17 protein-coding genes and 1 pseudogene are annotated in these 22149 nt (G+C 71.7%); 8 read left to right on the forward strand and 10 right to left on the reverse strand.

Annotated elements, in window-relative coordinates; translation table 11 throughout:
• Positions 1–13 precede the first annotated feature (13 nt).
• From ACWD35_RS00700 to rsgA, 4 genes are all read right to left on the reverse strand, one after another.
• Complete coding sequence (locus ACWD35_RS00700) at positions 14–1207, reverse strand: SGNH/GDSL hydrolase family protein (protein ID WP_451348934.1); 1194 nt, start codon at positions 1205–1207, stop codon at positions 14–16.
• 197 nt (positions 1208–1404) lie between these two features.
• Complete coding sequence (locus tag ACWD35_RS00705) at positions 1405–1896, reverse strand: methylated-DNA--[protein]-cysteine S-methyltransferase (protein ID WP_451348935.1); 492 nt, start codon at positions 1894–1896, stop codon at positions 1405–1407.
• A complete protein-coding gene (locus tag ACWD35_RS00710; RefSeq protein ID WP_451349308.1) occupies positions 1896–3326 on the reverse strand; it encodes an AlkA N-terminal domain-containing protein in 1431 nt (476 codons plus the stop codon). The genes ACWD35_RS00705 and ACWD35_RS00710 overlap by 1 nt, the downstream gene beginning before the upstream one ends.
• Before the next feature lie 109 nt (positions 3327–3435).
• Positions 3436–4545 carry a ribosome small subunit-dependent GTPase A gene (gene rsgA / locus ACWD35_RS00715; protein WP_451348936.1) on the reverse strand — a complete coding sequence of 370 codons (1110 nt, stop codon included), beginning with the start codon at positions 4543–4545 and terminating at the stop codon, positions 3436–3438.
• 1016 nt (positions 4546–5561) lie between these two features.
• Here rsgA and ACWD35_RS00720 point away from each other — a divergent pair.
• Positions 5562–6363 (forward strand): annotated as a pseudogene (locus ACWD35_RS00720) (IS200/IS605 family accessory protein TnpB-related protein); the annotation flags it as partial.
• A 104-nt stretch (positions 6364–6467) separates the two neighbouring features.
• Here ACWD35_RS00720 and ACWD35_RS00725 read toward each other — a convergent pair.
• On the reverse strand, positions 6468–7805 hold the full coding sequence (locus ACWD35_RS00725) for a radical SAM protein (protein ID WP_451348937.1): 1338 nt from the start codon (positions 7803–7805) through the stop codon (positions 6468–6470).
• 58 nt (positions 7806–7863) lie between these two features.
• Complete coding sequence (locus ACWD35_RS00730; protein WP_451348938.1) at positions 7864–8538, reverse strand: pyridoxamine 5'-phosphate oxidase family protein; 675 nt, start codon at positions 8536–8538, stop codon at positions 7864–7866.
• 249 nt (positions 8539–8787) lie between these two features.
• On the opposite strand from ACWD35_RS00730, the gene ACWD35_RS00735 reads away from it, so the two are divergent.
• Positions 8788–10050 carry an ROK family transcriptional regulator gene (locus ACWD35_RS00735; RefSeq protein ID WP_451348939.1) on the forward strand — a complete coding sequence of 421 codons (1263 nt, stop codon included), beginning with the start codon at positions 8788–8790 and terminating at the stop codon, positions 10048–10050.
• Positions 10051–10096: 46 nt separating this feature from the next.
• On the forward strand, positions 10097–13015 hold the full coding sequence (locus tag ACWD35_RS00740; protein ID WP_451348940.1) for a glycoside hydrolase family 2 TIM barrel-domain containing protein: 2919 nt from the start codon (positions 10097–10099) through the stop codon (positions 13013–13015).
• A gap of 62 nt (positions 13016–13077) precedes the next feature.
• On the opposite strand, the gene ACWD35_RS00745 is transcribed toward ACWD35_RS00740, so the two are convergent.
• A complete protein-coding gene (locus ACWD35_RS00745; RefSeq protein ID WP_451349309.1) occupies positions 13078–14334 on the reverse strand; it encodes an MFS transporter in 1257 nt (418 codons plus the stop codon).
• 224 nt (positions 14335–14558) lie between these two features.
• Here ACWD35_RS00745 and ACWD35_RS00750 point away from each other — a divergent pair, with 224 nt between their 5' ends.
• From ACWD35_RS00750 to mmuM, 4 genes are all read left to right on the forward strand, one after another.
• A complete protein-coding gene (locus ACWD35_RS00750) occupies positions 14559–16205 on the forward strand; it encodes an APC family permease (RefSeq protein WP_451348941.1) in 1647 nt (548 codons plus the stop codon).
• A 119-nt stretch (positions 16206–16324) separates the two neighbouring features.
• A complete protein-coding gene (locus ACWD35_RS00755; protein WP_451348942.1) occupies positions 16325–16924 on the forward strand; it encodes a TetR/AcrR family transcriptional regulator in 600 nt (199 codons plus the stop codon).
• Positions 16917–17645, forward strand: coding sequence for an alpha/beta fold hydrolase (locus tag ACWD35_RS00760; RefSeq protein WP_451348943.1), 729 nt, complete (start codon positions 16917–16919; stop codon positions 17643–17645). Before ACWD35_RS00755 ends, ACWD35_RS00760 begins: the two co-directional genes overlap by 8 nt.
• Before the next feature lie 259 nt (positions 17646–17904).
• Positions 17905–18831: a homocysteine S-methyltransferase gene (mmuM, locus tag ACWD35_RS00765; RefSeq protein WP_451348944.1), complete on the forward strand. Its 927-nt coding sequence runs from the start codon at positions 17905–17907 to the stop codon at positions 18829–18831.
• Positions 18832–18919: 88 nt separating this feature from the next.
• Here the strand turns inward: mmuM and ACWD35_RS00770 are convergent, their stop codons facing one another.
• Positions 18920–20497, reverse strand: a complete 1578-nt coding sequence (locus tag ACWD35_RS00770; protein WP_451348945.1) for a carboxylesterase/lipase family protein — start codon at positions 20495–20497, stop codon at positions 18920–18922.
• A 181-nt stretch (positions 20498–20678) separates the two neighbouring features.
• On the opposite strand from ACWD35_RS00770, the gene ACWD35_RS00775 reads away from it, so the two are divergent.
• Positions 20679–20882, forward strand: coding sequence for a hypothetical protein (locus tag ACWD35_RS00775; protein WP_451348946.1), 204 nt, complete (start codon positions 20679–20681; stop codon positions 20880–20882).
• Between the two features lie 111 nt (positions 20883–20993).
• On the opposite strand, the gene ACWD35_RS00780 is transcribed toward ACWD35_RS00775, so the two are convergent.
• The gene (locus ACWD35_RS00780) at positions 20994–21251 is read right to left on the reverse strand and encodes a hypothetical protein (protein ID WP_451348947.1); all 258 of its coding nucleotides are present in this window, start codon (positions 21249–21251) and stop codon (positions 20994–20996) included.
• The gene (locus tag ACWD35_RS00785) at positions 21248–22111 is read right to left on the reverse strand and encodes an isocitrate lyase/PEP mutase family protein (RefSeq protein WP_451348948.1); all 864 of its coding nucleotides are present in this window, start codon (positions 22109–22111) and stop codon (positions 21248–21250) included. The genes ACWD35_RS00780 and ACWD35_RS00785 overlap by 4 nt, the downstream gene beginning before the upstream one ends.
• Positions 22112–22149: the final 38 nt, after the last annotated feature.

Below are 22149 nucleotides of genomic sequence, written 5' to 3' on the forward strand. Positions count from 1 at the left end.
GGGTGCTGAACTCTCAGCCTGCGAGCGCGAGACCGACGGCGTCGGCGACGGCGGCCATGCCCGCGTCGTTGAAGTGCAGGTGGTCCCCGGGGTCGTAGCCGGGCGCAATGCGCTGCGGGACGGCCGGGTCGCGTACGGCGGCGTCGGCGTCGACGACCGCGTCGAAGGCGCCGCCGGTGCGGATGAAGTCGTTGACCTGCTGCCGTACCGACTCACCGGCGGCCGTGTAGGCGGAGAAACCGCCGTACGGGGTGAGGGTGACGCCGACGACCCGGATGCCACGCGCGTGGGCGCGGGCGACGAGGGTGCGGTAGGCGCCGGCGAAGGCGGTGACGTCGGTGGCGGGCGGGGTGCCCTTGATGTCGTTGATGCCCTCCAGGACGACGAGGACCCGCACCCCGGCCCGGTCCAGGGCGTCGGCGTCCAGGCGGGCGAGGGCGCTCGTCCCGGTGTCGTCGCGCAGCAGCCGGTTCCCGGCGATGCCGGCGTTGAGGACGCCGAGCCGGTGCGCGTGCAGCAGCGCGGCGAGCCGGTCGGGCCATCGGGAGTTGGTGTCGGGGGTGGACCCGTTGCCGTCGGTGAGGGAGTCGCCGAAGGCGACGACGCTGCCGGCGGCGGTGCCCCGCACGTCGACGCCGGTGACGTAGTACCAGGACCTGGTGCGCCGCGTGTACGCGGTGCCGTCCTCGTCACCGGCGTGCCCGGCGCCGTCGAGGGCCACGTAGCTGGTCTGCAGGGCGCCGCGGTGGTAGGTGGCCCGACCGCAGTCGACGGCGCTGCGGACGGTGACGAGCAGGTCGGCGCCGTCCGGCACGGGCAGCGCCACCGGGTCGCTGACGGTGTCCTGGCCGGGCGGGACGGTGACGGTGGGCACTCCGCGGAAGCCGGCGGCGCGCATGCTGCCGGGCACGGCGTCCGCGCCGGCCACCCGCCTGAGCGCGACGGTGACGGCGTCGAGCCGCAGGGGCACGGTGCCGAGCCGGTTGCTGAGCCGCACGCGCAGGGCGGTGCCGCCGACACTGACGTGGACGACGTTGCGGATGGCGGCACCGGGCAGGCAGGCGGCGGTGCCGGTGGGGGCGGTCTCCCAGGTGCCGGTCCAGCGGGCCGGATCCGTGTACGGGGACGGTTCGGCCGGTGGGGTCGCGAGCGCCGTGACCATCAGTACAAGGAGCACCACCGAGAGCAGTCGCCCGACCCTGACCATGCCTGTGTCCGCCTTCCCGACCCCCCAAGGGCAGACGCTGGCACACCGGCGGCCCGAACCGCGCCCGCCGCACCATCGACGCCCCCACTCGGACCAACGGTGCGTCAGCGACGACAGCTCGCGGGAGTCGCCGGCCAAGGTGCTGCCACGCTGTCACCACGGCACGGCGCGCAAGGCCGGAGGACGGCCGGCTCGCGTCAGCCGCCGAGCGCGCCCTCCAGCGTCAGCAGCCACACCTTCCGGTCGAGGCCGCCCGCGTAGCCCGTCAGGGAGCCGTCCGCGCCGATCACCCGGTGACAGGGGCGGACGATGAGCAGCGGGTTGGCGCCGATCGCCCCGCCGACCGCCCGAACGGCGGCCCGGGAGGCGCCGACTCGCGTGGCGATCTCGCCGTAGGTGGTGGTGGCGCCGTACGGAACGGCGTCGAGGGCGCTCCACACGCGCTCCCGGAACTCGGTGCCCTGGGTGCGCAACGGCAGCTGGAACTCCTTGAGTTCACCGGCGAAGTAGGCGGCGAGCTGCTCCCTGGCCGCCCGGAACGGCCCGGGGTCGTGCGACCAGCCGTCCTGGACGGTCCGCCCGCCCTTCTGCCCGGGTACGGACAGCGAGGTCAGCGCGCCGTCCGCGTCGGCGGTGAGCAGCAGCGGCCCGACCGGTGCGTCCACACGTGCCCAGTAGATGGTCTCCATCACTCGCTCAACTCCCCCGCGACCCGCAGATGCTGGACCGCGTACGACCGCCAGGGCCGCCATGTGTCGGGTACGTCCACGCCGGGCGGCGCGACGTCGGGATCGCCGAGGGCGCGTACGCGCACCGCGGCGACGAGGGCCGGGTCCATGCCGGGCAGCGCGAGCAGCGCCGCCTGCGCCTCGTCCCGGTCGACCCCCGGGTCCAGCCGCACGGTCCCGTCGGCGAGGGCGGCCGACAGCGCGCCCAGCGGCCCGCCGGACTCGGCGCCGGCGCCGGCCCCGGCCCCGGCCTCGGCCTCGGCGAGGACGGCGGCCTCGGGGAACAGGTGCGTAAGGCTCCCGCAGGGCGCGTCGAGCGCCTTGCCGTACCGGCGTACGAGCCGCTCCAGGGCGTCCGTCGTCCCCACCAGGGCCCGTGCGACGGGCTCCAGCGGGTCGACGGCGCCGGGCGAGCGCAGTCCGGGCCGGGCGGCGACCAGCGGGGCGAGCCGCGGGTCGGCGGCGAGCCGCTCGTCCACCGCGTACGGGTCGGCGTCGAGGTCGAACAGCCGTCGCAGCCGCTGCACGGCGGTGGTCAGGTCCCGGGGATCGGTGAGGTGCAGGCGCGCCTCCAGCCAGCCGCCCGGATGCGTGCCACCGCCGCCCGACCTCGGCCCGCGGGCGCGCTCCTGGACGGCGGCGAGCGCGGTGCCGTACGGCAGCCGCAGCGTGCGCCGGTAGGTACGGGCACCGGGGATGCCGCTCACCTCCTCGACGCCGGGCACGGCCTCCCGCGCCAGCTGGTCGAAGACGGCGGCGGCCTGGTAGGGCCCGCGGTGGGCCAGCCGCAGCGGGACGCCCGCGCCCGGGGGGGCCCGGCGGACGCCCCTGCCGCGGGGCGCGGCGGTCCGCACCTCGGTCGGCGTGGCCGCGTACACCTCGCGGACGGTGTCGTTGAACTGCCGCACACTGGCGAACCCGGACGCGAACGCGATCTGCGTGATGGGCAGGTCGGTGGTCTCCAGCAGCGTCCGCGCGGTGTGGGCCCGCTGGGCGCGGGCGAGCGCGACGGGCCCGGCGCCGAGTTCCCCGGTCAGCTGCCGCTGCACCTGCCGGGCGCTGTACCCGAGCCGGGCCGCCAGCCCCGCGACGCCCTCCCGGTCGACCACGCCGTCCGCGATCAGCCGCATGGCCCGCCCGACGACGTCCGCGCGCACGTTCCACTCCGCCGACCCCGGCGCGGCGTCCGGCCGGCACCGCCGGCAGGCCCGGAACCCGGAGCCCTGCGCGGCGGCGGCCGTGGCGAAGAACCGCACGTTCCGCCGCTTCGGCGTCACCGCCGGGCAGCTGGGCCGGCAGTAGATGCCGGTGGTCTCGACGGCGAAGAAGAACGCCCCGTCGAACCGCCCGTCGCGGCTGCGCACGGCTTCGTACCTGCTGTCTTCCTCCATCACGTGTTCCAGTGTGGGGGTGGGCGGCAGAGACGGGCTAGCGGAAATCAGACGTGGAGCTGAGCTGCACCGTCAAGCACTGGCCGGCTCGTCCCCCAGCACAGGGCACCTACTGGAAACGACCTCGCTTGGCCTCCATCGCCGCCCTGCCGTCGGCTCCCTTCCGCTTCCAATCCCGCCGAAGCTCCGCACGGACCCTCGCATCGGTCTTGGCCACGATCCACTGGTTCTCCCGGACCAGCTTCCGGTAGCTCTCCAGTCGGCGCACCGGAAGCTCGCCGCTCTCCATGGCGGAGCGCACCGCGCAGCCGGGCTCGGTCTCGTGGGCGCAGTCGTGGAACCGGCACTGTTCGGCCAGTTCCTGGATCTCGGAGAAGGTCTGCCCGACCCCGCTCTCGGCATCGAAGAGGCCGACGCCGCGCAGACCGGGCGTGTCGATGAGGACGCCCCCGCCGGGCAGGGCGAGAAGGTTGCGGGTGGTCGTGGTGTGCCGTCCCTTCCCGTCGACGTCGCGTGCGGCCTGTACGTCCATGACGTCCTCGCCGACGAGGGCGTTGGCGAGAGTGGACTTGCCGGCGCCGGACTGCCCGAGCAGCACGGTCGTACCGGAGCCGACGAGGGCGCCGAGCACGTCGAGCCCGTCGTCGTGCAGGGCGCTGACCGTGACGACGGGCACGCCGGGCGCGACCGTCTCGACGTCCTGGACGAGGTGGGCGAGGGTGGCCGGGTCGGGCACGAGGTCGGCCTTGGTGAGGACGACCACGGGCTGCGCCCCGGACTCCCAGGCGAGGGCGAGGAAGCGTTCGACGCGGCCGAGGTCGAGTTCGACCGCGAGGGACACGGCGACGACGGCGTGGTCGACGTTGGCGGCGAGGATCTGCGCCTCGGACCGCTTGGAGGAGGTGGAGCGTACGAAGGCGGTGCGGCGCGGCAGATACGCGCGCACATAGCGGGGGTTGCCGCCGGGTTCGACGGCGACCCAGTCGCCGGTGCACACGACCCGCATCGGGTCGTGCGGGGTGACGAAGGCGGTGTCGGCGCGGACGACCCCGCCCGCGGTGACGACGTCGCACTGGCCGCGGTCGACGCGCACGACACGACCGGGCAGGAGACCCTGACCGTCGTACGGAGCGAAATCCGCCTCCCAACCCTCGTCCCAGCCGTACGGGACGAGAGGATGCGACGAGGACGAAGACGCCGAACGAGAAGAGAGATTCAAGGAGAACCCTTCACAAGGGCGGCCCCGGCTGCCCGCGCTCGCAGGCGCGGAAGAAGCAGAAAGGAGGTCAGCCGGAGGCCACGGGGGTGGAGTGGATGAACTTCTGGTTGCGGGCAGCGCCCACCACAGAGACAGCCATCGGTCACACCTCCCGTTCCTCACTCAGCCGACAGCGGCGGCCAACGGCCACCGCAAGAAGTGAAGCCATCCTAGAAGCGCGCGCATTCGGGCGCCACCGAATTCTCGCTCCGGCAAGATTTCGGGGGGGAGCAGGTTCCTGCTGGTCAGACGGGCTACGGGACTGCTCGCTCCCGTATCAAGGGGCGAGCGTGACTGGGCACCGGCTCACTCACTCACTCGGCTTGGTCCTCTTGCCGGGACCGGCGCGACGGCGGGAGCCGGCCGGTTCGCCAGATAGAAGGGTGCGGCGCGACCGAAACCCTCCTGGAGGTCGAAAGATTTACCCAAAACCTATTGACATTGGATATATCTGGCGCATTGTGATTACTAGGCCATAACACCGAAAGAGCCACAAAGTCGATGAGGACGTCTAACCGGTGGAGTGACTTGGACAGGATGTGGTTTAGGCCCCCGGCAAGCCGGCGCGATACCGAGGCGACAGTGACGACTGAAGCTTCAGGACACGTGCAGCACTACCGGGGACTGTTTTTTGGCCCTGGGAGCCTTCGCACGAGCCTGACTGTGGCGCGAAGGCTCCCTTACTCGTGCATTCGTCGGGGCCGAGGAAGCCCAAGGCTCGATCGCAATGGGTTCTCGTCCGGGACGTAGCGAACGGCGGGGCCGCCGAAGTAGCCCCGGACGATGTGTGGCTGTCGCTGGCGTCTGCGGAAGAACCGGCGGGTCTCGGCGGCAAGTTCGGCCTGATTCCGGGCCGGTGCTGTTTTGGCAGGCTGTGCTTGAGATCGGCGTTGACCAGCTGCGGTCGAAGTGGCCTGCGAGCCGGTCCAGGAAGCGGCACATCACCCCGGCGGTGAAGCTCTCGGTGAAGACCGCTCGACCGGATCACCGCCGACCGGGCGGTCGCCTACCGCATCCACCACGACACCGTGCGGGGCCGCTGGTATGTGACCGCCTCCTGGCAGAGAGCTTCTGTCCCCGTGCTGCCGCTGGAGGCGGCCCTGGCCCGGGGTGTGGTGGCGCTGGACATGAACGACGACCACCTCGCCGCCTGGCGTCTGGACGTGCACGGCAACCCGGTCGGCGAACCCCGGCGCTTCTCCTACGACCTGTCCGGCACCGCATCGCACCGCGACGCGCAGATCCGGCACGCCCTGACCCGGCTGCTGCACCACACCCGCCGTTGTGGCGCCGCGGCGGTCGCGATCGAGGACCTCGACTTCACCGACGGCACATCCCGGGAGAAGCACGGCCGCAACAAGCGCTTCCGCCGGCTCATCTCCCGTTTCCCGACCGCGCGGCTGAAGGCCCGGCTGACGGCGATGGCCGCCGAGCAGGACATCGCCGTCGTCGCGGTCGACCCCGCCTACACCAGCCGCTGGGGCGCCCAGCACTGGCAACGGCCCCTCACCACCAAGACCCGTACAACCACTCGCCACGACGCGGCAGCCGTGGCGATCGGACGACGCGCCCTCGGGCACCCGATCCGGCGACGGACGGCACCACCCCGTACCCACCAGAGCGATGGGCACGGGCATCGGACCGTCCAGGCCGGACCGGACACCCGACGGCGTGTGGGACCCCGCCCCGCATTCCCGACCCCGCACCAGATGCGTGCCGCCCGGTAGCGGAGCGAAAGCGGCGTCGACCGCGGCCAGTGCGACGTCGTCACCGCGGGCGGGGTCGTCCGCGCCGACACCGCCTCCGGCGGATGTCTGCCGGGTATCCGCCGGCTGTCTGCCGTGCAGGCCGGGAGCCTCACGGCAGATCAACTCACCGCCGGGTCACACCTCTGCCGTCTCTTCCGCGGGTGCGGTTTCGTTCGCCGGGAGGCTGTCCATGAAGGAGCTGACGGAGAAGACCGCGCGGCCGGGTCCGGGCGGGCCGTAACCGGGCGGGGAGGAGAGCCCGAAGTCGTCCATCGTCTGACGGTAGGCCTCCAGCAGCCGGATGTGGTACTCCAGCGGCGCGCCCTGCGGGTTGGCCTTGCCGAGCGGGGTGGTGGGCTCCGGGCACCAGGTGGTGAAGCGGGGCGTGATGCCGTGCGACATGAAGAAGCGCAGTCCCTCGGTGGTCGACGCGATCGCCTCGTCCACCGTCGTGAACCCGAACGGCTCGGCCATCTCCACGCCCGCCACGAAGTTGGGGATCACGTTGCGCGCGCCGAACACCTCGGCCGAGTCCAGGATGCGGCGGTGCCACTCGTCCCGGCCGACGTAACGCTCCTTGCCGGGGCAGTACAGCTCGAACAGCCGGCGGTCCCACACCTCGAAGTTGGGGTGGTAGATCTGCACGCCGTAGTCCTTGAAGCGCTGCACGTCCGCCTTGGGCAGCGCCTGCGCGACGACCTTGCCGATCCAACGGCCCGGGAAGCGCTCCTCGATGGCCTTGGCGTAGCGGCCGTAGAAGTCGGCCTCGTCACGCCCGCCGACCGTCTTGGTGATGGCACCGCCGGTGAGGGTGTAGGCCGTTGAGGCCTTCTGGGTGTCGTACCGGTCGATGATCTCCAGGGCCTCGAGGACCTCGTCGACGTCCTTGACTCCTGTATACGGTCGACCGGCGGCCTTGTGCTGGCGCCAGTTGTGGTTGATGTCGCAGTACTGGCACTCCTCCTTGGCGCCGAAGTACTGGCAGACCCGGAAGACGGTCAGATAGATCAGGTAGCCCCACTGGATGGTGGGGGCCACCTCCATCACGGACTTCCCGTTGGAGAGGGTGTGCCGGTAGTACTCCGGCATCGGCGGCACACCCACGTCGGCAATCCGCTTCCCGTCCAGATACAGCCCGAGCAGCCCCTCCTCATCGGCGGCGACCCGGTACGGCGAGGCGGGGTTCACCCGCACGGAGACGACGGTACGGCGCAGGTCGTACGGCCCGCCGGTGAGGATGATCTCCTCCGGCGGCCGGCGCAGCGCGGCCTCGCCCAGCTCGGGCAGGGTGCCGTGGTCGAAGGAGAAGATGAAGTAGGACTTCGGCTTGACGTCTCCGTCCTCGTTGTCACTCAGGGCGGATTGGTCGAAGGCGACGCCACCCCGGAGCAGGTCTTCCTTGAAGACGGCCTCCCGCGGTACGTGCGGAAAGCGCTCCATCAGATCCTCGACCAGCGCGGTGCGACTGCCCATCCGTACATCTCCTTCAGGCTCAGGCATACGGCTCTCACCGTATGCCCCCGCCTCCGGGTCAGCCGTGCCGGGTCCCCGCACGGCGCGCGATGTGCGCCGGTACGGCCGTCTCGGGCGGCAGCGCCGGGTCGGGCACGGGCGTTCCCCAGACGGCGGTGAGCGGCAGCACCCCGGCCCACAGACCGAGGGAGGCGTCGGGCCCGTCGCCGTCGTCGGGCGCGCCGGTGCGGATCTTGACGGAGGCCTCCTCCAGGGAGAGGGCGAGGAGGGTGGTGGCGGCGAGTTCCTTACGGCTGGGGCTGCGGGCGTACGACCACTGTCCCGGCGCCGAGTGCTCGGTGAGCCGGCGCAGCCCCTCCAGCTTCTCCGAGGGGTCGGTGACCTTGCGGGCGTCGCCGTGGATCATGGCGCTGCGGTAGTTCACGCCGTGCTCGAACACGGACCGCGCGAGCACGAGCCCGTCGACGTGCGTGACGGTCACACAGACCGGTACGTCCCCGGCAAGACTGCGGCTCGCCACGGACCCGTGCAGATAGAGCCACCGCTCGTCCCGCCCGTACACGGTGGGAACGACCACCGGCCGCCCGTCGATCACCACCCCCAGATGGCAGACGAACCCGGCATCGAGAATCGCCTCCAGCTCGGCCCGCTCCAGACTGCCCTGCTCGCGCAGGCGGCGGTGCCGGGTGCGGTCGGTCTGGGGAAGCTGGGCGGGGAGCGGCTGTGACGTCATGGGCGTGAAGCTACTGAAAGCGCAACCCAAGGGCCATCCATTTACCGAAACAGAGATCTGACGAGGTTAACTCAACGAAATCCGCATTCAGAGACACGGATGACTTTCTACAGCCCCTTTCGTAACTCCTTGTCGAAGGACCCCGCAGCCCATAGCCTGACGCAGTGCCAGCGCCGGTGCCCAGTGCCGCCCCGGCCTGGTCGGGTCTGGACGGACGGGACGAGACGGGACGGAATGGGATGGGATGGGATGGGTAGCTGCGTGAAACGCACGTCACGTGACATCCGCACCGCGAACCGCTACGAGGTGCTGCGCCAGATCATCGCCGAGTCTCCCACCTCCCGGCAGGAGCTGGCCGCCGCCACCGGGCTGAGCCTGGCCACGGTCGCCACGCTCATCGGCGAGCTGCTGGACCTGCGCCTGATCACCGAGGTCGGCTTCGAGGACTCGGCAGGAGGCCGCCCCCGGGGACTGGTCGCCGCCAACGCGTCGGGGGGCTCGTTGATCGGTGTCGACATCGCGGAGACGTACGTCCACGCCGAGCTGTTCGACCTGGCGCTGAACGTACTGGCCCGCGCGGACGAGGAGTTGCGGCCCGGGGTGAGCCGCCCGGAGCAGGTGGTCGGTCATGTGGCCGCCGCCGTGGGCTCGGTGGTCGCGCAGGCCGGGGCGGATGCGGCGCGCGTCCTGGGTGTCGGGGTGAGCGTGCCGGGCCAGGTGGACCGGGACTCCGGTGTCGTCGAGTTCGCCCCCAACTGGAACTGGCACGACGTGCCGTTGCTTGCTCTGCTCGCCGAACACATCGCGTATCCGCTGTACTTGGACAATCCGCTGCGTGCGTGCGCGGTCGCCGAGCTGTGGTTCGGGGCCGCCCGGGGCCGCGGGGACGCGGTGGTGGTCAACCTCGGCACGGGCGTCGGCGCCGGCCTGGCACTGGGCGGCGGGCTGCACCGGGGCGTGAGCAACAGCGCCGGCGAGTGGGGGCACACCACGCTCGTGCTGGACGGCCGGCTGTGCCATTGCGGCAACCATGGCTGCGTGGAGACGTACGTCGGCGCGCCCGGCATCATGCAGAACCTGTGCGAACTCAGCCCGCAGTCACCACTGTTGCACCCGGGCGACCAGACCGCCACCATCGACGCGGTCGCCCGCGCGGTCGCCGCCGGCGATCCGGTGGCACTCAAGGTGCTGCGCGACACCGCCCGTTACCTGGGCGCCGGTATCTCCGATCTGATCAACCTGCTCAACCCCGAGGTGGTCGTCCTCAACAGCTGGGTGGCGACCCGGCTGGGCGGGCCGCTGCTCGACGAGGTCCGGAAGGCCGTCGCCCGGCACGCGCTGCGCCGTCCGCTGGCCGCGACCGAGATCGTCCTCTCCCCCATCCCCACCGACCCGGTGTCCCTCGGTGCGGCCACGTTCGCGCTGGAGGGCGCGCTGCGGTCCGTCGGGCAGAGACAGGGCGCCGGCAAGCGCACCGTCCCCGCAAGGAGCCGTACCGCAGCGCATTCATGACGACGGAAGGGATACACCTCCCTTCAAGGGCTGAGCCAGGAGACCTATGTCTTTCCCCACCCGCACCGTCACCGCCTACATCGAGGACGTCTCACCGGGATCCGGGGCCCTGCCGCCCCGCGCCCGGTACGCATCCTCGGACGCCAAGTCCCTGTCCCTGAACGGCACCTGGCGTTTCCGGCTGTCGCAGACGGCCGACGCCGAGAACGACTCCTTCGCGGCGGAGGGGTACGACGCCGGCGACTGGGCGGAGCTCTCGGTCCCCGGCCACTGGGTCCTCCAGGGCGGTGGCCGTTTCGGATCCCCGATCTACACCAACCACCGCTACCCGTTCCCCGTCGACCCGCCGCGTGTGCCCACCGAGAACCCGACCGGCGACCATCTGCGCGTCTTCGACCTGCCCGCGAACTGGCCCGCGGACGGCGGTGCGGTGCTGCGCTTCGACGGGGTGGAGTCCTGCGCCCGGGTGTGGCTGAACGGCACGGAGCTGGGCGAGTTCAAGGGGTCGCGGCTGCCGCACGAGTTCGCGGTCGACCGTCTGCTGAAGACTGTAGGCAATGTACTGGCGGTCCGGGTCCACCAGTGGTCGGCGGGCTCGTACCTGGAGGACCAGGACCAGTGGTGGCTGCCCGGCATCTTCCGTGACGTGACCCTGCTGCACCGGCCGGAGGGCAGCGTCCTCGACCACTTCGTGCACGCCTCGTACGACCACACCACCGGCATCGGCACCCTGTGCGTCGACTCGGACGTGGCCGGCCGGGTGACCGTGCCGGACCTCGGCGTCGACATCGCCACGGGCGAGCGGGTGACGGTGCCGGTTCAGCCGTGGTCGGCGGAGTCGCCGCGGCTGTACGACGGTGTGCTGGCCACCGCGGGCGAGCGGGTGCCGCTGCGCATCGGCTTCAGGACGGTCGAACTCGCCGACGGCCTGATCAAGGTCAACGGCAGGCAGGTCCTGCTCAAGGGCGTCAACCGGCACGAGTGGCACCTGGTCAAGGGCCGCGCGCTGGATCTCGCGACCATGCGCGAGGACGTGCTGCTGATGAAACGGCACAACATCAACGCCGTCCGCACCTCCCACTACCCGCCCCACCCGGCCTTCCTCGACCTGTGCGACGAGCTGGGGCTGTGGGTGATCGACGAGTGCGACCTGGAGACCCACGGTTTCACCGAACAGGCCTGGCGGGACAACCCGGTGGACGACGACCGCTGGACCCCGGCGCTGCTCGACCGCGCCGCCCGCATGGTCGAGCGGGACAAGAACCACCCGTCGGTGGTGATCTGGTCCCTCGGCAACGAGGCGGGCACCGGCCGGGGCCTGACCGCCATGGCCGAGTGGATCCGTGGCCGGGACTCCTCGCGGCTCCTGCACTACGAGGGTGACCACAACTGCCGGGACACGGACGTGTATTCGCGGATGTACGCCGACCACGCCGAGGTCGAGCGGATCGGCCGCCGCCTGGACGGCGGCACCCATAAGCGCCGTCAACTCCCTTTCATCCTGTGCGAGTACGCCCACGCCATGGGCAACGGGCCCGGCGGACTAGTCGACTACCAGAGGCTGTTCGAGTCGTACGACCGGCTGCAGGGCGCCTTCGTCTGGGAGTGGATCGACCACGGCATCGAGGACGAGCGGTACGGCTACGCGTACGGCGGCGACTTCGGCGAGGAGCTGCACGACGGCAACTTCGTCTGCGACGGCCTGCTCTTCCCCGACCGCAGCCCCTCCCCCGGCCTCGTCGAGTACAAGAAGGTGATCGAGCCGGTCGACATCGACGGCGACGGCAGCGGCAGTACGGTCCGGATCACCAACAAGTACGACTTCGCCGACCTGTCGGCGCTCGCGTTCACCTGGTCGTACCAGGTCGACGGCGAAACGGTGGACTCCGGCGCGCTGGCGGTGCCCGCACTCGCCCCCGGCGAGTCGGCCGAGGTCAAGCTGCCTGAACCGCCGCCTGCCGCCCCGCCCGGGGAGGCCCACTGGACGGTGCAGGCCTTGCTCGCCGCCGACACCCCGTGGGCGCCGAAGGACCACGTCGTCGCCTGGGGTCAGTTCGCGGTGTCCGCCCGCCGGGCGCCGGGCGTGCCGGCGACCGCCGCGCCAACGAGTGCCGACGGGGTGATCACCCTCGGCCCGGCCACCTTCGACGCCCGCACCGGCGCGCTGCGCGCGATCGGCGGCGTGGAGGTCACCGGTCTGCGCCTGGACGTGTGGCGGGCCACCACCGACAACGACGACGGCGCCGCCTGGCAGACCGACGTCCGCCACGGCCTGCTGTGGCGCAAGCTCGGGCTGCACCGCATGCGGCACCGCCTGGACACGGTCGAGCCGGGCGCGGACGCGCTGACCGTATGCACGCGGGTGGCGCCGGCGGCCCGGGACGTGGGCCTGTCGACGGTATACCGCTGGACGGCGGACGGTGATCGTCTACAGCTGACCGTATCCGTGACGCCGGAGGGCGGCTGGACGGTGCCGCTGCCCCGGCTCGGCATCCGCTTCGGACTGGCCGCGGCCGACCATGTGCGGTGGTTCGGCGGCGGTCCCGGTGAGGCGTATCCCGACACCAGGACGGCGGCTGCGGTCGGCCGTTGGCGGTCGACTGTAGACGGTATGCAGACGCCGTACGTCCGTCCACAGGAGAACGGCGCCCGCATCGACGTCCGCTGGGCGGAGCTCGGCGGTCTGCGCATCGAGGGCGACCCGTTGTTCTTCCTCACCGCCCGCCGCTGGACCACCGAGCAGCTGGACGCGGCAACGCACCGCACCGACCTCGCCCCCGGCACCGCATCCGACAGCGGCTCCGCCGCAGGGGTGTGGGTCAACCTCGACCACGGCCAGCACGGCATCGGCTCCCAGTCGTGCGGACCCGGCCCGCTGCCTCGCTACTACCTGCGGGCCGAGCCGGCGCAGTTCTCCTTCGTCTTCTCGGCAACAAGGTACTCCTGGCCGCGAGTTACGCCCTGATGGCGGTGGGCGGCGCCGGCTTCGCGCTCGCGCCCAGGTCGAGTGACCTGGGCCGGGCCGGGTCAGGTACGACCCGCCCGGCGGATCGGGGTCAGGAGCGCGATGGCAGCGATCAGGACGCAGGTGCCGCCCGCTGCGAGGGCCGCCGGTGTGGTGCCGTGGGCTTCGGCCGTCCGGGTGAGCAGGGCGGCACCGACAGGGGCGGCGGAGTACTGGAGGGTCCAGAACGCGGAGGTGACCCGGCCGAGGAGGGGTTCGGGGGTGATCTCCTGACGCAGGGACATGGAACAGGTGCCGGCGATGGCGACGCAGCCCAGGAAGGCGGCGCTGAGCAGGCCGAGCGCGGGCAGCTCGCGTATCCGGCCGAGACCGGCGAAGGCGAGGCCGCAGACCGCCGTCGCGCCGATCCAGGTCGGTCCGAAGCCGAACCGGCGGCGGACGCGGGCGACGAGCAGGGAACCCACGATGGTGCCGACGGCGCCGGCGGCCATGACCGTACCGACGGTGCCGTCGTCGTGGCCGAGGTCGTACTTGAGGTGGTAGATGACGAGGTCGTTCAGGCCGAGGGTGAGGAAGCTGAAGAGGAAGAGCAGCACGGTCATCGAGCGCAGGACGGGGTGCGCGTACAGGAAGGCCACGCCGGTGCGGAAGTCCTGCCACAGGGTGGTGTCCTTGGGCGGTTGCCGGTCGTCGGCGGCGCGGGGGCGCAGTCGTACGAACGTCATGCAGACGGCCGAGACGGCGAAGCTCGCGGCGTCGACGGCGACGGCGGCGGCCGGTCCGGTCCAGGCGGCGACCAGGCCCGCGCACACCGGGCCGAGGACGCCGGCCGCGGCGGCGGTGGCGTTCAGCCGGCCGTTGGCCTCGGTGAGCCGACCGGTGTCGACGAGACCCCGGACGACGGTGACGTAGCTGACGGCGAAGAACATGCCGACGGCCTCGCACACGGGAAGGACCGCGTACAGCAGCCAGAGGCGGGGGCCGAAGGCCCACACGAGCGGGATCAGGCCGTACAGGACCATACGGATGACATCGCAGGTGATGAGGAGCCTGCGCCGGTCCACCCGGTCGACGACGGCTCCGGCGAAGACGGCGGCGAGGACGGAGGCCGCCGCGCCGACGGCGGTGAGCTGGCCCATGCGTGCCACGGATCCGGTGGCTTCGAGGGCGAGCAGGGGCAGGGCGATCAGGGAGAAGGAGTCGCCGAGGACGGAGAGGGTCTGCGCGACCCAGAAGACACCGAAGTCGCGCTGTCGCCACACGGGCCGTGAGGATCCGGAGGATCCACCGGGCGGCCGAATCTCTTCGCCGCGCCGCATCCCGCCCTTCGAGTCCTTCGGCTCCTTCGGCTCCTTCGAGCCAGTCGACTCCTTCGAGTTGGCCGAGTCCGTCCCGTCCGCCACTTTCTCCCCTCCCGCCCCGCTCGCGCCGGTCACTCTACGGCGACTCGGGGCTGCGCCCCATCGGTTCTTCAGGGCTGGCGAGTTCGCGACACCGTGGGAAGATATGCCTACATACCGCCCTATTTCTGGGGGTGTAGGCCATGGCCGTGCCGGAAGAGACCTGTGCCAGGAAAGAGCATCGGCCAGGGTTGCGGCGTGAGATCGGCTTCGTCGGGCTCATCTGGGCCTCGGAGGGGTCGATCATCGGATCCGGGTGGCTGTTCGGCGCGCAGGGGGCCCTGGCGGCGGCCGGGCCCGCGGCGATCATCTCGTGGGCCATCGGCGGCCTCGCGATCCTGATCCTGGCATTGGTGCACGCCGAGCTGGGCGGCATGTATCCGGTATCCGGCGGTACCGCCCGCTTCCCGCACTACGCGTTCGGCGGGGCCGCGGGCGCGTCGTTCGGCTGGTTCTCCTGGCTGCAGGCGGCCACGGTCGCACCCATCGAGGTGCTGGCGATGATCACGTACGCCCAGCACTACTCCTGGGCGAAGGGCTGGGAGAAGATCAAGGGCGGCGAACACGTGCTGACGCCACCGGGGATCGCCGTCGCGGTCGGCCTGATGGCGGTCATCACCGCGGTCAACTTCCTCAGCATCCGGCTGCTGGCCCGCACCAACAGCGCGGCGACCTGGTGGAAGGTCGGCATCCCGCTGCTGACCATCTTCGTGTTCGCCCTCGCGCAGTTCCACACGGCCAACTTCACGGCGGCCGAAGGCTTCAACCCCTACGGCGCCAAGGGCATCCTGTCCGCGGTGTCCACGAGCGGCATCATCTTCGCGCTGCTGGGCTTCGAGCAGGCCGACCAGCTCGCGGGCGAGAGCGCGCACCCCAAGCGGGACATTCCGCGGGCGGTGATCGGGTCGATCGTGCTCGGCATCGCCATCTACATGCTGCTCCAGATCACCTTCCTCGCCGCGCTGCCCGCCTCGCAGATCAGCGCCCACTGGGCGAACTCCGCGTTCACCGCCCTGAGTGGGCCGTTCGCGCAGCTGGCGACGCTGATCAGCCTGGGCTGGCTGGCCACGATCCTCTACCTCGACGCCGTCGTCTCGCCCGCCGGCACGGGCCTGATCTACATCACCGGCTCCTCCCGGGTGTCGTACGGCCTGAGCCGCAACGGCTATGTGCCGACGGTCTTCGAGACCACCAACCGGCGCGGTGTCCCCTGGGTCGGGCTGATCACGGCCTTCGTGATCGGCTGCATCTGCTTCCTGCCGTTCCCGAGCTGGCGTTCGCTGGTCGGGCTGATCACCAGCGCGAGCGTGCTCATGTACGCCGGCGCTCCGCTGTCCTTCGGCGTGTTCCGCCGCCGGCTGCCGGAGGCCGACCGCCCCTACCGGCTGCCCGGCGGCAGCTGGATGTCGCCGCTGGCCTTCGTCGTCGCCAACCTGCTGATCCTCTGGTCCGGTTGGACCACCGACTGGAAGCTCGGTGTCGCGATCCTCATCGGGTACGTCATCCTGGTCGCCAACCGGGTGTGCAGGTTGAACCCCATCCAGCCGCAGCTGGACCTGCGGGCCGCCCAGTGGCTGCCCGTCTACCTGGTCGGCATGGGCCTGATCGTCTACCTGAGCGACTTCGGTCCGCTGAAGCATCCGTGGTTCCCGCTGTGGTGGGACATCGGCGTCACCGCGGCCTTCAGCCTCGTCATCTACTACTGGGCCATGGCGGTCGCACTGCCGTCGCAGCAGATCCAGGCGATGATCGACAAGGTCGTCGTCCCGGAGGAGGAAGCGATCCCCTGAAGACCTCTGATGAAGGCCTCTGATGAAGGCCTCTGAAGATCCTCTGACGAGCCCCTCCCGCTTTCCTGTGCATCCAAGCTAATATCCTAGGACCACTAGGAAACGAGGAGGGAAGGCGCATGGCCCGAGCAGGCCTCACCGCCGACCGAGTCGTCGCTGCCGCCGCCGAACTCGCGGACGAGGCGGGCTTCGAGAAGGTCACCCTGTCGGCGCTGGCCCGCCGCTTCGGCGTGAAGGACGCGAGCCTGTACTCGCACGTCCGCAGTCTCCAGGACCTGCGCACCCGGCTCGCGTTCCACGCGGGCGCCGAGCTGATCGACCGGATCGCGGCGGCCGTGGCCGGCCGGGCGGGCAAGGACGCGCTGGCGGCGTACGCCAGCGCCTACCGGGCCTACGCCCTGGAGCATCCGGGCCGGTACGCGGCCACCCAGATCCGGATCGACCAGACCCTGGTCGCCGAGGCCCCCGCGCTGCGCCGCACCGCCGAGATCACGTACGGCATGCTGCGCGCGTACGGCCTCGCCGAACCCGATCTGACGGACGCCGTACGGCTGTTGCGCAGCACCTTCCACGGCTACTGCGCCCTGGAGTCGGCGGGCGGGTTCGGCGCGGCCCGGGACGTCCAGGCCTCCTGGGACAAGGCGATCGACGCCCTGCACCTCGCCCTTGAGCACTGGCCCAAGGAAGAGAAGGGCGAGGGGGGTACGAGCGATGACTGAACCGGCAGCGCACGACGTGTCGTACGACGTCATGGGCAGCGGTCCCGTGCTGCTGGTCGTGCCGGGCGGGGCCGGGCATCCCATGGGGCTCGGGCCCTTGACCGAGCGGCTGGTGGAACGGTTCACCGTGGTGACGTACGACCCGCTGGGCCTCGCCCACGGGCGGCTCGGCGAGCCCGTCGCCGACCAGCGGGTCGCGGACTGGAGCGACGGGGCCCACCGGGTGCTGGAGACGGTCCTGCCGCCGGGCGAGCCGGCGTTCGTGTTCGGGACCAGTGCCGGTGGCATCGCGGTCCTCGACCTCCTCGCCCGGCACCCGGAGCGGCTGGCGCACGTGGTCGCGCACGAGCCGCCGTGTGTGACCGTGCTGCCGGACGGTGCCAGGCTGCGGGCCGAGCTGATCGCGGGGCTCGACGGAGCCGAACGGCCGCCCGCCACGGGCGAGTCGGCGACTCCGATGGGGGTCTTCCTGCACCACGTCCTGCACCCGTTCACGACGTATGCGCCCGCCCGCACGGCACCCGCGGGCAGGCTCACGCTCGCCGCCGGTGCCAGCTCGCGCGGCCAACTCCTGCACCGCACCACCGAGTTCCTCGCCGGTCGGCTGGGCGGCGGCTTCGCGGAGTTCCCGGGCGGGCATCTCGGCGCCCTGGAACACCCGCTGGAATTCGCCGACTTGCTCTCCGAGACGCTGTGCTCCAGTGCGCGGACGTCGGCGTAGGAGGGCGAGCCGAGGCTGATGCGGCGCACCCCGAGGTCGGCCAGCTGGGGGACGCCGGGTCCGGCGGGCGCGTAGAGGATGTGGAGCGGGACTCCGGTGTGCCGGACGAGGGCGGCGATTCGGGCAGGATCGGTCACGGCAGGCTCTGGGGTCATGGGTCCATGCCGCACGACGCGGCAGGGTCGCCCCGCCGGGCCCGGGCCGACCCGGCGACAGCAGGCCCCGCTCGTTCTCGCCCCGCTTCGACTAGCGTCGTGACATGACCAGCGACACCTCTCCCAGCCTGGCCGACGCCCTCGCTGCCGGGACGGTCGTACTCGACGGCGGCATGTCGAACCAGTTGGAGTCGGCCGGGCACGATCTGAGCGACGCGCTGTGGTCGGCGCGGCTGCTCGCCGAGCGGCCCGAGGCGGTCAGCGAGGCGCACCTCGCCTATTTCATGGCGGGCGCGGACGTGGCCATCACGGCCAGCTACCAGGCCACCTTCGAGGGCTTCGCGCGGCGCGGCATCGGTCACGCGGAGGCGGCGCGGCTGCTCGCGCTGAGCGTGGAACTCGCCCGCGAGGCGGGCCGGCGAGCCCGGGCCGCGGGTGTCGTACGGCCGCTGTGGGTGGCGGCCTCCGTCGGCCCGTACGGGGCGATGCTCGCCGACGGTTCGGAGTACCGGGGGCGTTACGGGCTGAGCGTGGCCGAGCTGGAGCGGTTCCACCGGCCGCGGCTCGAGGTGCTGGCCGCTGCCGCGCCGGACGCCCTGGCCCTGGAGACGGTTCCGGACGCCGACGAGGCCTCCGCGCTGCTGCGGGCGGTACGCAGGCTGGGGGTGCCCGCGTGGCTTTCGTATACCGTCGACGGTCGGCACACTCGCGCCGGGCAGCCCCTGGAGGAAGCGTTCGGACTCGCCGCCGACGTGGACGAGGTGATCGCGGTCGGCGTGAACTGCTGCGCCCCACGGGATGTGGAGTACGCGGTGGAGACGGCGGCCCGGGTGACGGGCAAGCCCGTCGTCGTCTACCCCAACAGCGGTGAGGCCTGGGATGCGCGGGCGCGCACCTGGACCGGGCGCACCACGTTCGACGCCGAGCAGGTCAAGGCCTGGCGGGACACGGGCGCGCGGCTGATCGGCGGGTGCTGCAGGGTGGGGCCGGAGGCGATCACCGCTCTCGCGCAGACGCTGACGGCGGACTGAGCCCGCGCCGCCACCGACGTGAACCATCACACCGGCGCGCTGACGGTCGCCGCGCTGATGTGAGCGTCTCCGGTCTGCGGTACGCCGGTCAGCGCCGCAGGGACCGTGCCCCCACCGAGCGTCGCAGCCGGCGCATCGCCGCAGCGAGTTCGGCGCCGGGGGCACGCGGCTCGGATGCGGGTGATGCCGGTTCCGGGATGGTGTTGGCGGTCGACCACAGACTGAATTCGGCATCTCGTGGACCGTATGCGATATGCGGTACACCGTCGCCGAAGACCTGGACCGGATGGGAGGGATCCCAGGCCTGCCAGCCGGGGTCACCGGTCGTGACGAAGCGCACCCAGGCCTGGTGCATCGCCTCGCACAGCTCCTGGGGTGCGCCCTCACCGGCGAGTTTCGCCGCGTCCGGTTCCCCGCGGGTGTCGAAGACGAAGCCCAGCTCCAGGGCGTGGCAGGCGCCGAGGTCGGGCAGGCGGGACGGCCAGGCGAACTCGTAGAGGTACGAGGTGCCGGGGCGGGCGTCGGCGAGCCGGTGCAGCGGAACCCGGAGCAGGTGGTCGGTGACCATCTGGCCGACGATCTCGGCGGCGCCGGCGTCGGGGTGCAGGGCGCGGTAGCCCCGGGGTATCTCGTGACCGGCGTGGCAGCGGGCCATGGCTCCGGCGAGGGCGACGGGGCCGAGCCGGTCGACGTGTTCCAGCAGTCCGCCGGGGGCCAGCCAGAGCCGGTACTCGTCCCGGGTCCAGCCCATGAGCAGGTCGACGCCCCGGGCGGCCTCGCCGTCGACGAGGGCTTTGAGGGGGTCGCGGGGGACGAGGTCGCCGTCCACGACGATGCCGAAGGCGGGGCCGCCGAGCACGGGGCTGCTGAGCCGGCCGGCCTCGGCCTGGGTACGCAGCAGCAGTTCGGGGTCGACGGCGGCGAAGGCCGCGGCGGTGGCGGGGATCTTGAGCCGGGCCGCCATGCGGCGCACCATGCGCCGTACCTTGTCGCGTTCGATCGCCTCCGGTGGGCCGCTCTGCAGCACCGTGCGGCGGATCAGGCCCTGGCTCTGGGGTGCGGCGAGCAGGGCGCCGGTGCTGATGGCGCCGGCCGACTGCCCGGCCAGGGTGATCCGGTCCGGGTCGCCGCCGAAGGCGCCGATGGTCTCGTGCACCCAGCGCAGGGCGGCGAGCTGGTCGCGGAGCCCGGGGTTGGGGGGTGCGTCCGGGAACAGTCCGTAGCCTTCGACGCCCAGCCGGTAGTTGACCGAGACACAGACGACGCCGTCGCGGGCGAAGGTGCGGCCGTCGTAGACGGGCACGGCGGAGGAGCCCCTGGTCAGGCCGCCGCCGTGCAGCCAGACCAGGACGGGGAGCCGGGCGCCGGGGGCCGGTTCGGGGGTCCAGACGTTGAGGTTGAGGCAGTCGTCGCCGGGGACGACCGGGTCGGAGAGGTACTGGGCGAACGCCTCGGAGTACGGCGGTTTCGGCGCGGTCGGCCCGAAGGCGGCGGCGTCGCGCACTCCGTCCCAGGGCTCGGGGGGCTCGGGCGGCCGGAACCGCCGGGGGCCGAAGGGCGGGGCGGCGTACGGGATGCCCCGGAACACTGCGATGCCGTGCTCGTACCTGCCGCGTACGGCCCCGTGGGGGGTTCTGACCACGGGGCCCGTCTGGTCTGCCGTCATCGCCCACCAGCCCTTCGCCGTGCTCGTGCACCGTTCACTTCAGAGCATCACAGTCCGCGGCTGTATTCCGGTGCACGGAACCCTCGCTGGGCCGTTCGGGTGTGTGACGGTGTCCGTCCTTTCGGGCGCATGGTTGTGACCACCGCCCGCTCAAGATCGTTTACCGGGCATGCATCCCTGCATGAACCCCACCACACGCACCGCTGCGGCCCTTGGTGTGGCCGCGGTCGCCCTGGTCAGCGCGCTCGGTACGGTCCAGGCCGCGACCCGTACCGTCGCCCCCGCACAGCACCGCACCACCGTCTCCGCCCCCACGGACGAGCACGACCCGAAGGAGGACGTCGAACTGGACGAGAACGGTCGCCTCGATCTCGGCGAGGACTGACGCGAGAAGCGACCGGGCATCCCCCGCACGGGTGCCTGGCCGCCTGTCGTCCTGACGCATGCCGTCGTACCGCATGCCGTCGTACCGCATACCGTCCCAGTGGTGGTGTGCTCAGTCCTCCTCGTCCTCCTCGGCGGCGCCCACCAGGGCCTTCACCACCTCGACGGCGCTGCCGTCGTGGTCGCTTCCGGCCGTGCCGCGGCCGGTCTGGAGGTTGGCCGTACGGTCGACCTCCAGCATCGAGTCGGAATGCGAGTGGTCGATGACGGTGATCAGGCTCCCGCCCGCGACCGCCGGTACGGCACCGGCGCCGAGGAGCGCCGCCGCGAGCGCGGCGGCGGCCCCGAGCCGGGGTACGGCACCCGTCATACGCCCACGCCCTCGGGGGTGCGCCGCTCGGGGTCGATGTTGCGTTCCAGCAGGGTGGTGGAGGCCTTCACACCGATCCCGTTCGCGGGGTCCACGTGCGGCAGGCGGCCGTCGGCGGCCTTCAGTTCGGCGAGCGCCGAGTCCATCGCCTCGTGGGCGGCGAACAGGCACGGGGTGCTGTAGATGGCGACGTCCACGCCGAGGTCGGACAGTTGGCCGAGGGACAGGCGGGGCGACTTGCCGCCGGCGATCTGGTTGAAGAGCAGCGGTTTGTCCCCGACGACCTTGCGGATCCGCTCGATCCACTCGACGCTGCGCACGCCGTCGACCAGGACCACGTCGGCGTCGGTCGCGGCGAGGCGCTCGGCCCGGTGCAGGATGTCGTGCTCGTCGGTGGCGTCCGTACGGGCGACGACGACCAGGTCCTTGCGGGTGGCCAGCACCTTCTCCAGCTTCTCCAGGTACTCCTCCAGCGGCAGCACCTGCTTGCCGTCGGCGTGGCCGCAGCGGCGGGGCCGCTTCTGGTCCTCCAGGATCACCCCGGAGGCGCCGATGCGTTCGAGTCCTTCGACGACGTGACAGGCGACCTCGGGGTCGACGTACCCGTCGTCGATGTCGACGAGCAGGTGGTGGTTCGGGAACGCGCCCCGGAGTCGCTGGACGAAGGCCACCATGTCGGGCCAGGCGATGAATCCGATGTCCGGCAGTCCGTAGTACGAGGCCGCGAAGCCGAAGCCCGAGACGAACATCCCGTCGTAGTGCTTGGCGGCGATCGACGCCGAGTACATGTCGTACACGCCGATCAGTGGTGTGGTTCCGGGGCTTGCGATCTGGTCGCGCAGCTTCTTGCCGTAAGTCAAGGTCCGGCTCCTCTGTGGGTGGGTGACGCGGGGCGAAG

Source organism: Streptomyces sp. NPDC002671 (assembly GCF_053592475.1).

What these genes read in the sequence shown, in the direction of transcription:
- ACWD35_RS00700 (WP_451348934.1), bottom strand. Translation starts at nt 1,207, where the DNA reads ATGGTCAGGGTCGGGCGACTGCTCTCGGTGGTGCTCCTTGTACTGATG.
- ACWD35_RS00705 (WP_451348935.1), bottom strand. Translation starts at nt 1,896, where the DNA reads ATGGAGACCATCTACTGGGCACGTGTGGACGCACCGGTCGGGCCGCTG.
- ACWD35_RS00710 (WP_451349308.1), bottom strand. Translation starts at nt 3,326, where the DNA reads ATGGAGGAAGACAGCAGGTACGAAGCCGTGCGCAGCCGCGACGGGCGG.
- ACWD35_RS00725 (WP_451348937.1), bottom strand. Translation starts at nt 7,805, where the DNA reads ATGGGCAGTCGCACCGCGCTGGTCGAGGATCTGATGGAGCGCTTTCCG.
- ACWD35_RS00730 (WP_451348938.1), bottom strand. Translation starts at nt 8,538, where the DNA reads ATGACGTCACAGCCGCTCCCCGCCCAGCTTCCCCAGACCGACCGCACC.
- ACWD35_RS00735 (WP_451348939.1), top strand. Translation starts at nt 8,788, where the DNA reads ATGGGTAGCTGCGTGAAACGCACGTCACGTGACATCCGCACCGCGAAC.
- ACWD35_RS00740 (WP_451348940.1), top strand. Translation starts at nt 10,097, where the DNA reads ATGTCTTTCCCCACCCGCACCGTCACCGCCTACATCGAGGACGTCTCA.
- ACWD35_RS00745 (WP_451349309.1), bottom strand. Translation starts at nt 14,334, where the DNA reads ATGCGGCGCGGCGAAGAGATTCGGCCGCCCGGTGGATCCTCCGGATCC.
- ACWD35_RS00750 (WP_451348941.1), top strand. Translation starts at nt 14,559, where the DNA reads ATGGCCGTGCCGGAAGAGACCTGTGCCAGGAAAGAGCATCGGCCAGGG.
- ACWD35_RS00755 (WP_451348942.1), top strand. Translation starts at nt 16,325, where the DNA reads ATGGCCCGAGCAGGCCTCACCGCCGACCGAGTCGTCGCTGCCGCCGCC.
- ACWD35_RS00760 (WP_451348943.1), top strand. Translation starts at nt 16,917, where the DNA reads ATGACTGAACCGGCAGCGCACGACGTGTCGTACGACGTCATGGGCAGC.
- mmuM (WP_451348944.1), top strand. Translation starts at nt 17,905, where the DNA reads ATGACCAGCGACACCTCTCCCAGCCTGGCCGACGCCCTCGCTGCCGGG.
- ACWD35_RS00770 (WP_451348945.1), bottom strand. Translation starts at nt 20,497, where the DNA reads ATGACGGCAGACCAGACGGGCCCCGTGGTCAGAACCCCCCACGGGGCC.
- ACWD35_RS00775 (WP_451348946.1), top strand. Translation starts at nt 20,679, where the DNA reads ATGAACCCCACCACACGCACCGCTGCGGCCCTTGGTGTGGCCGCGGTC.
- ACWD35_RS00780 (WP_451348947.1), bottom strand. Translation starts at nt 21,251, where the DNA reads ATGACGGGTGCCGTACCCCGGCTCGGGGCCGCCGCCGCGCTCGCGGCG.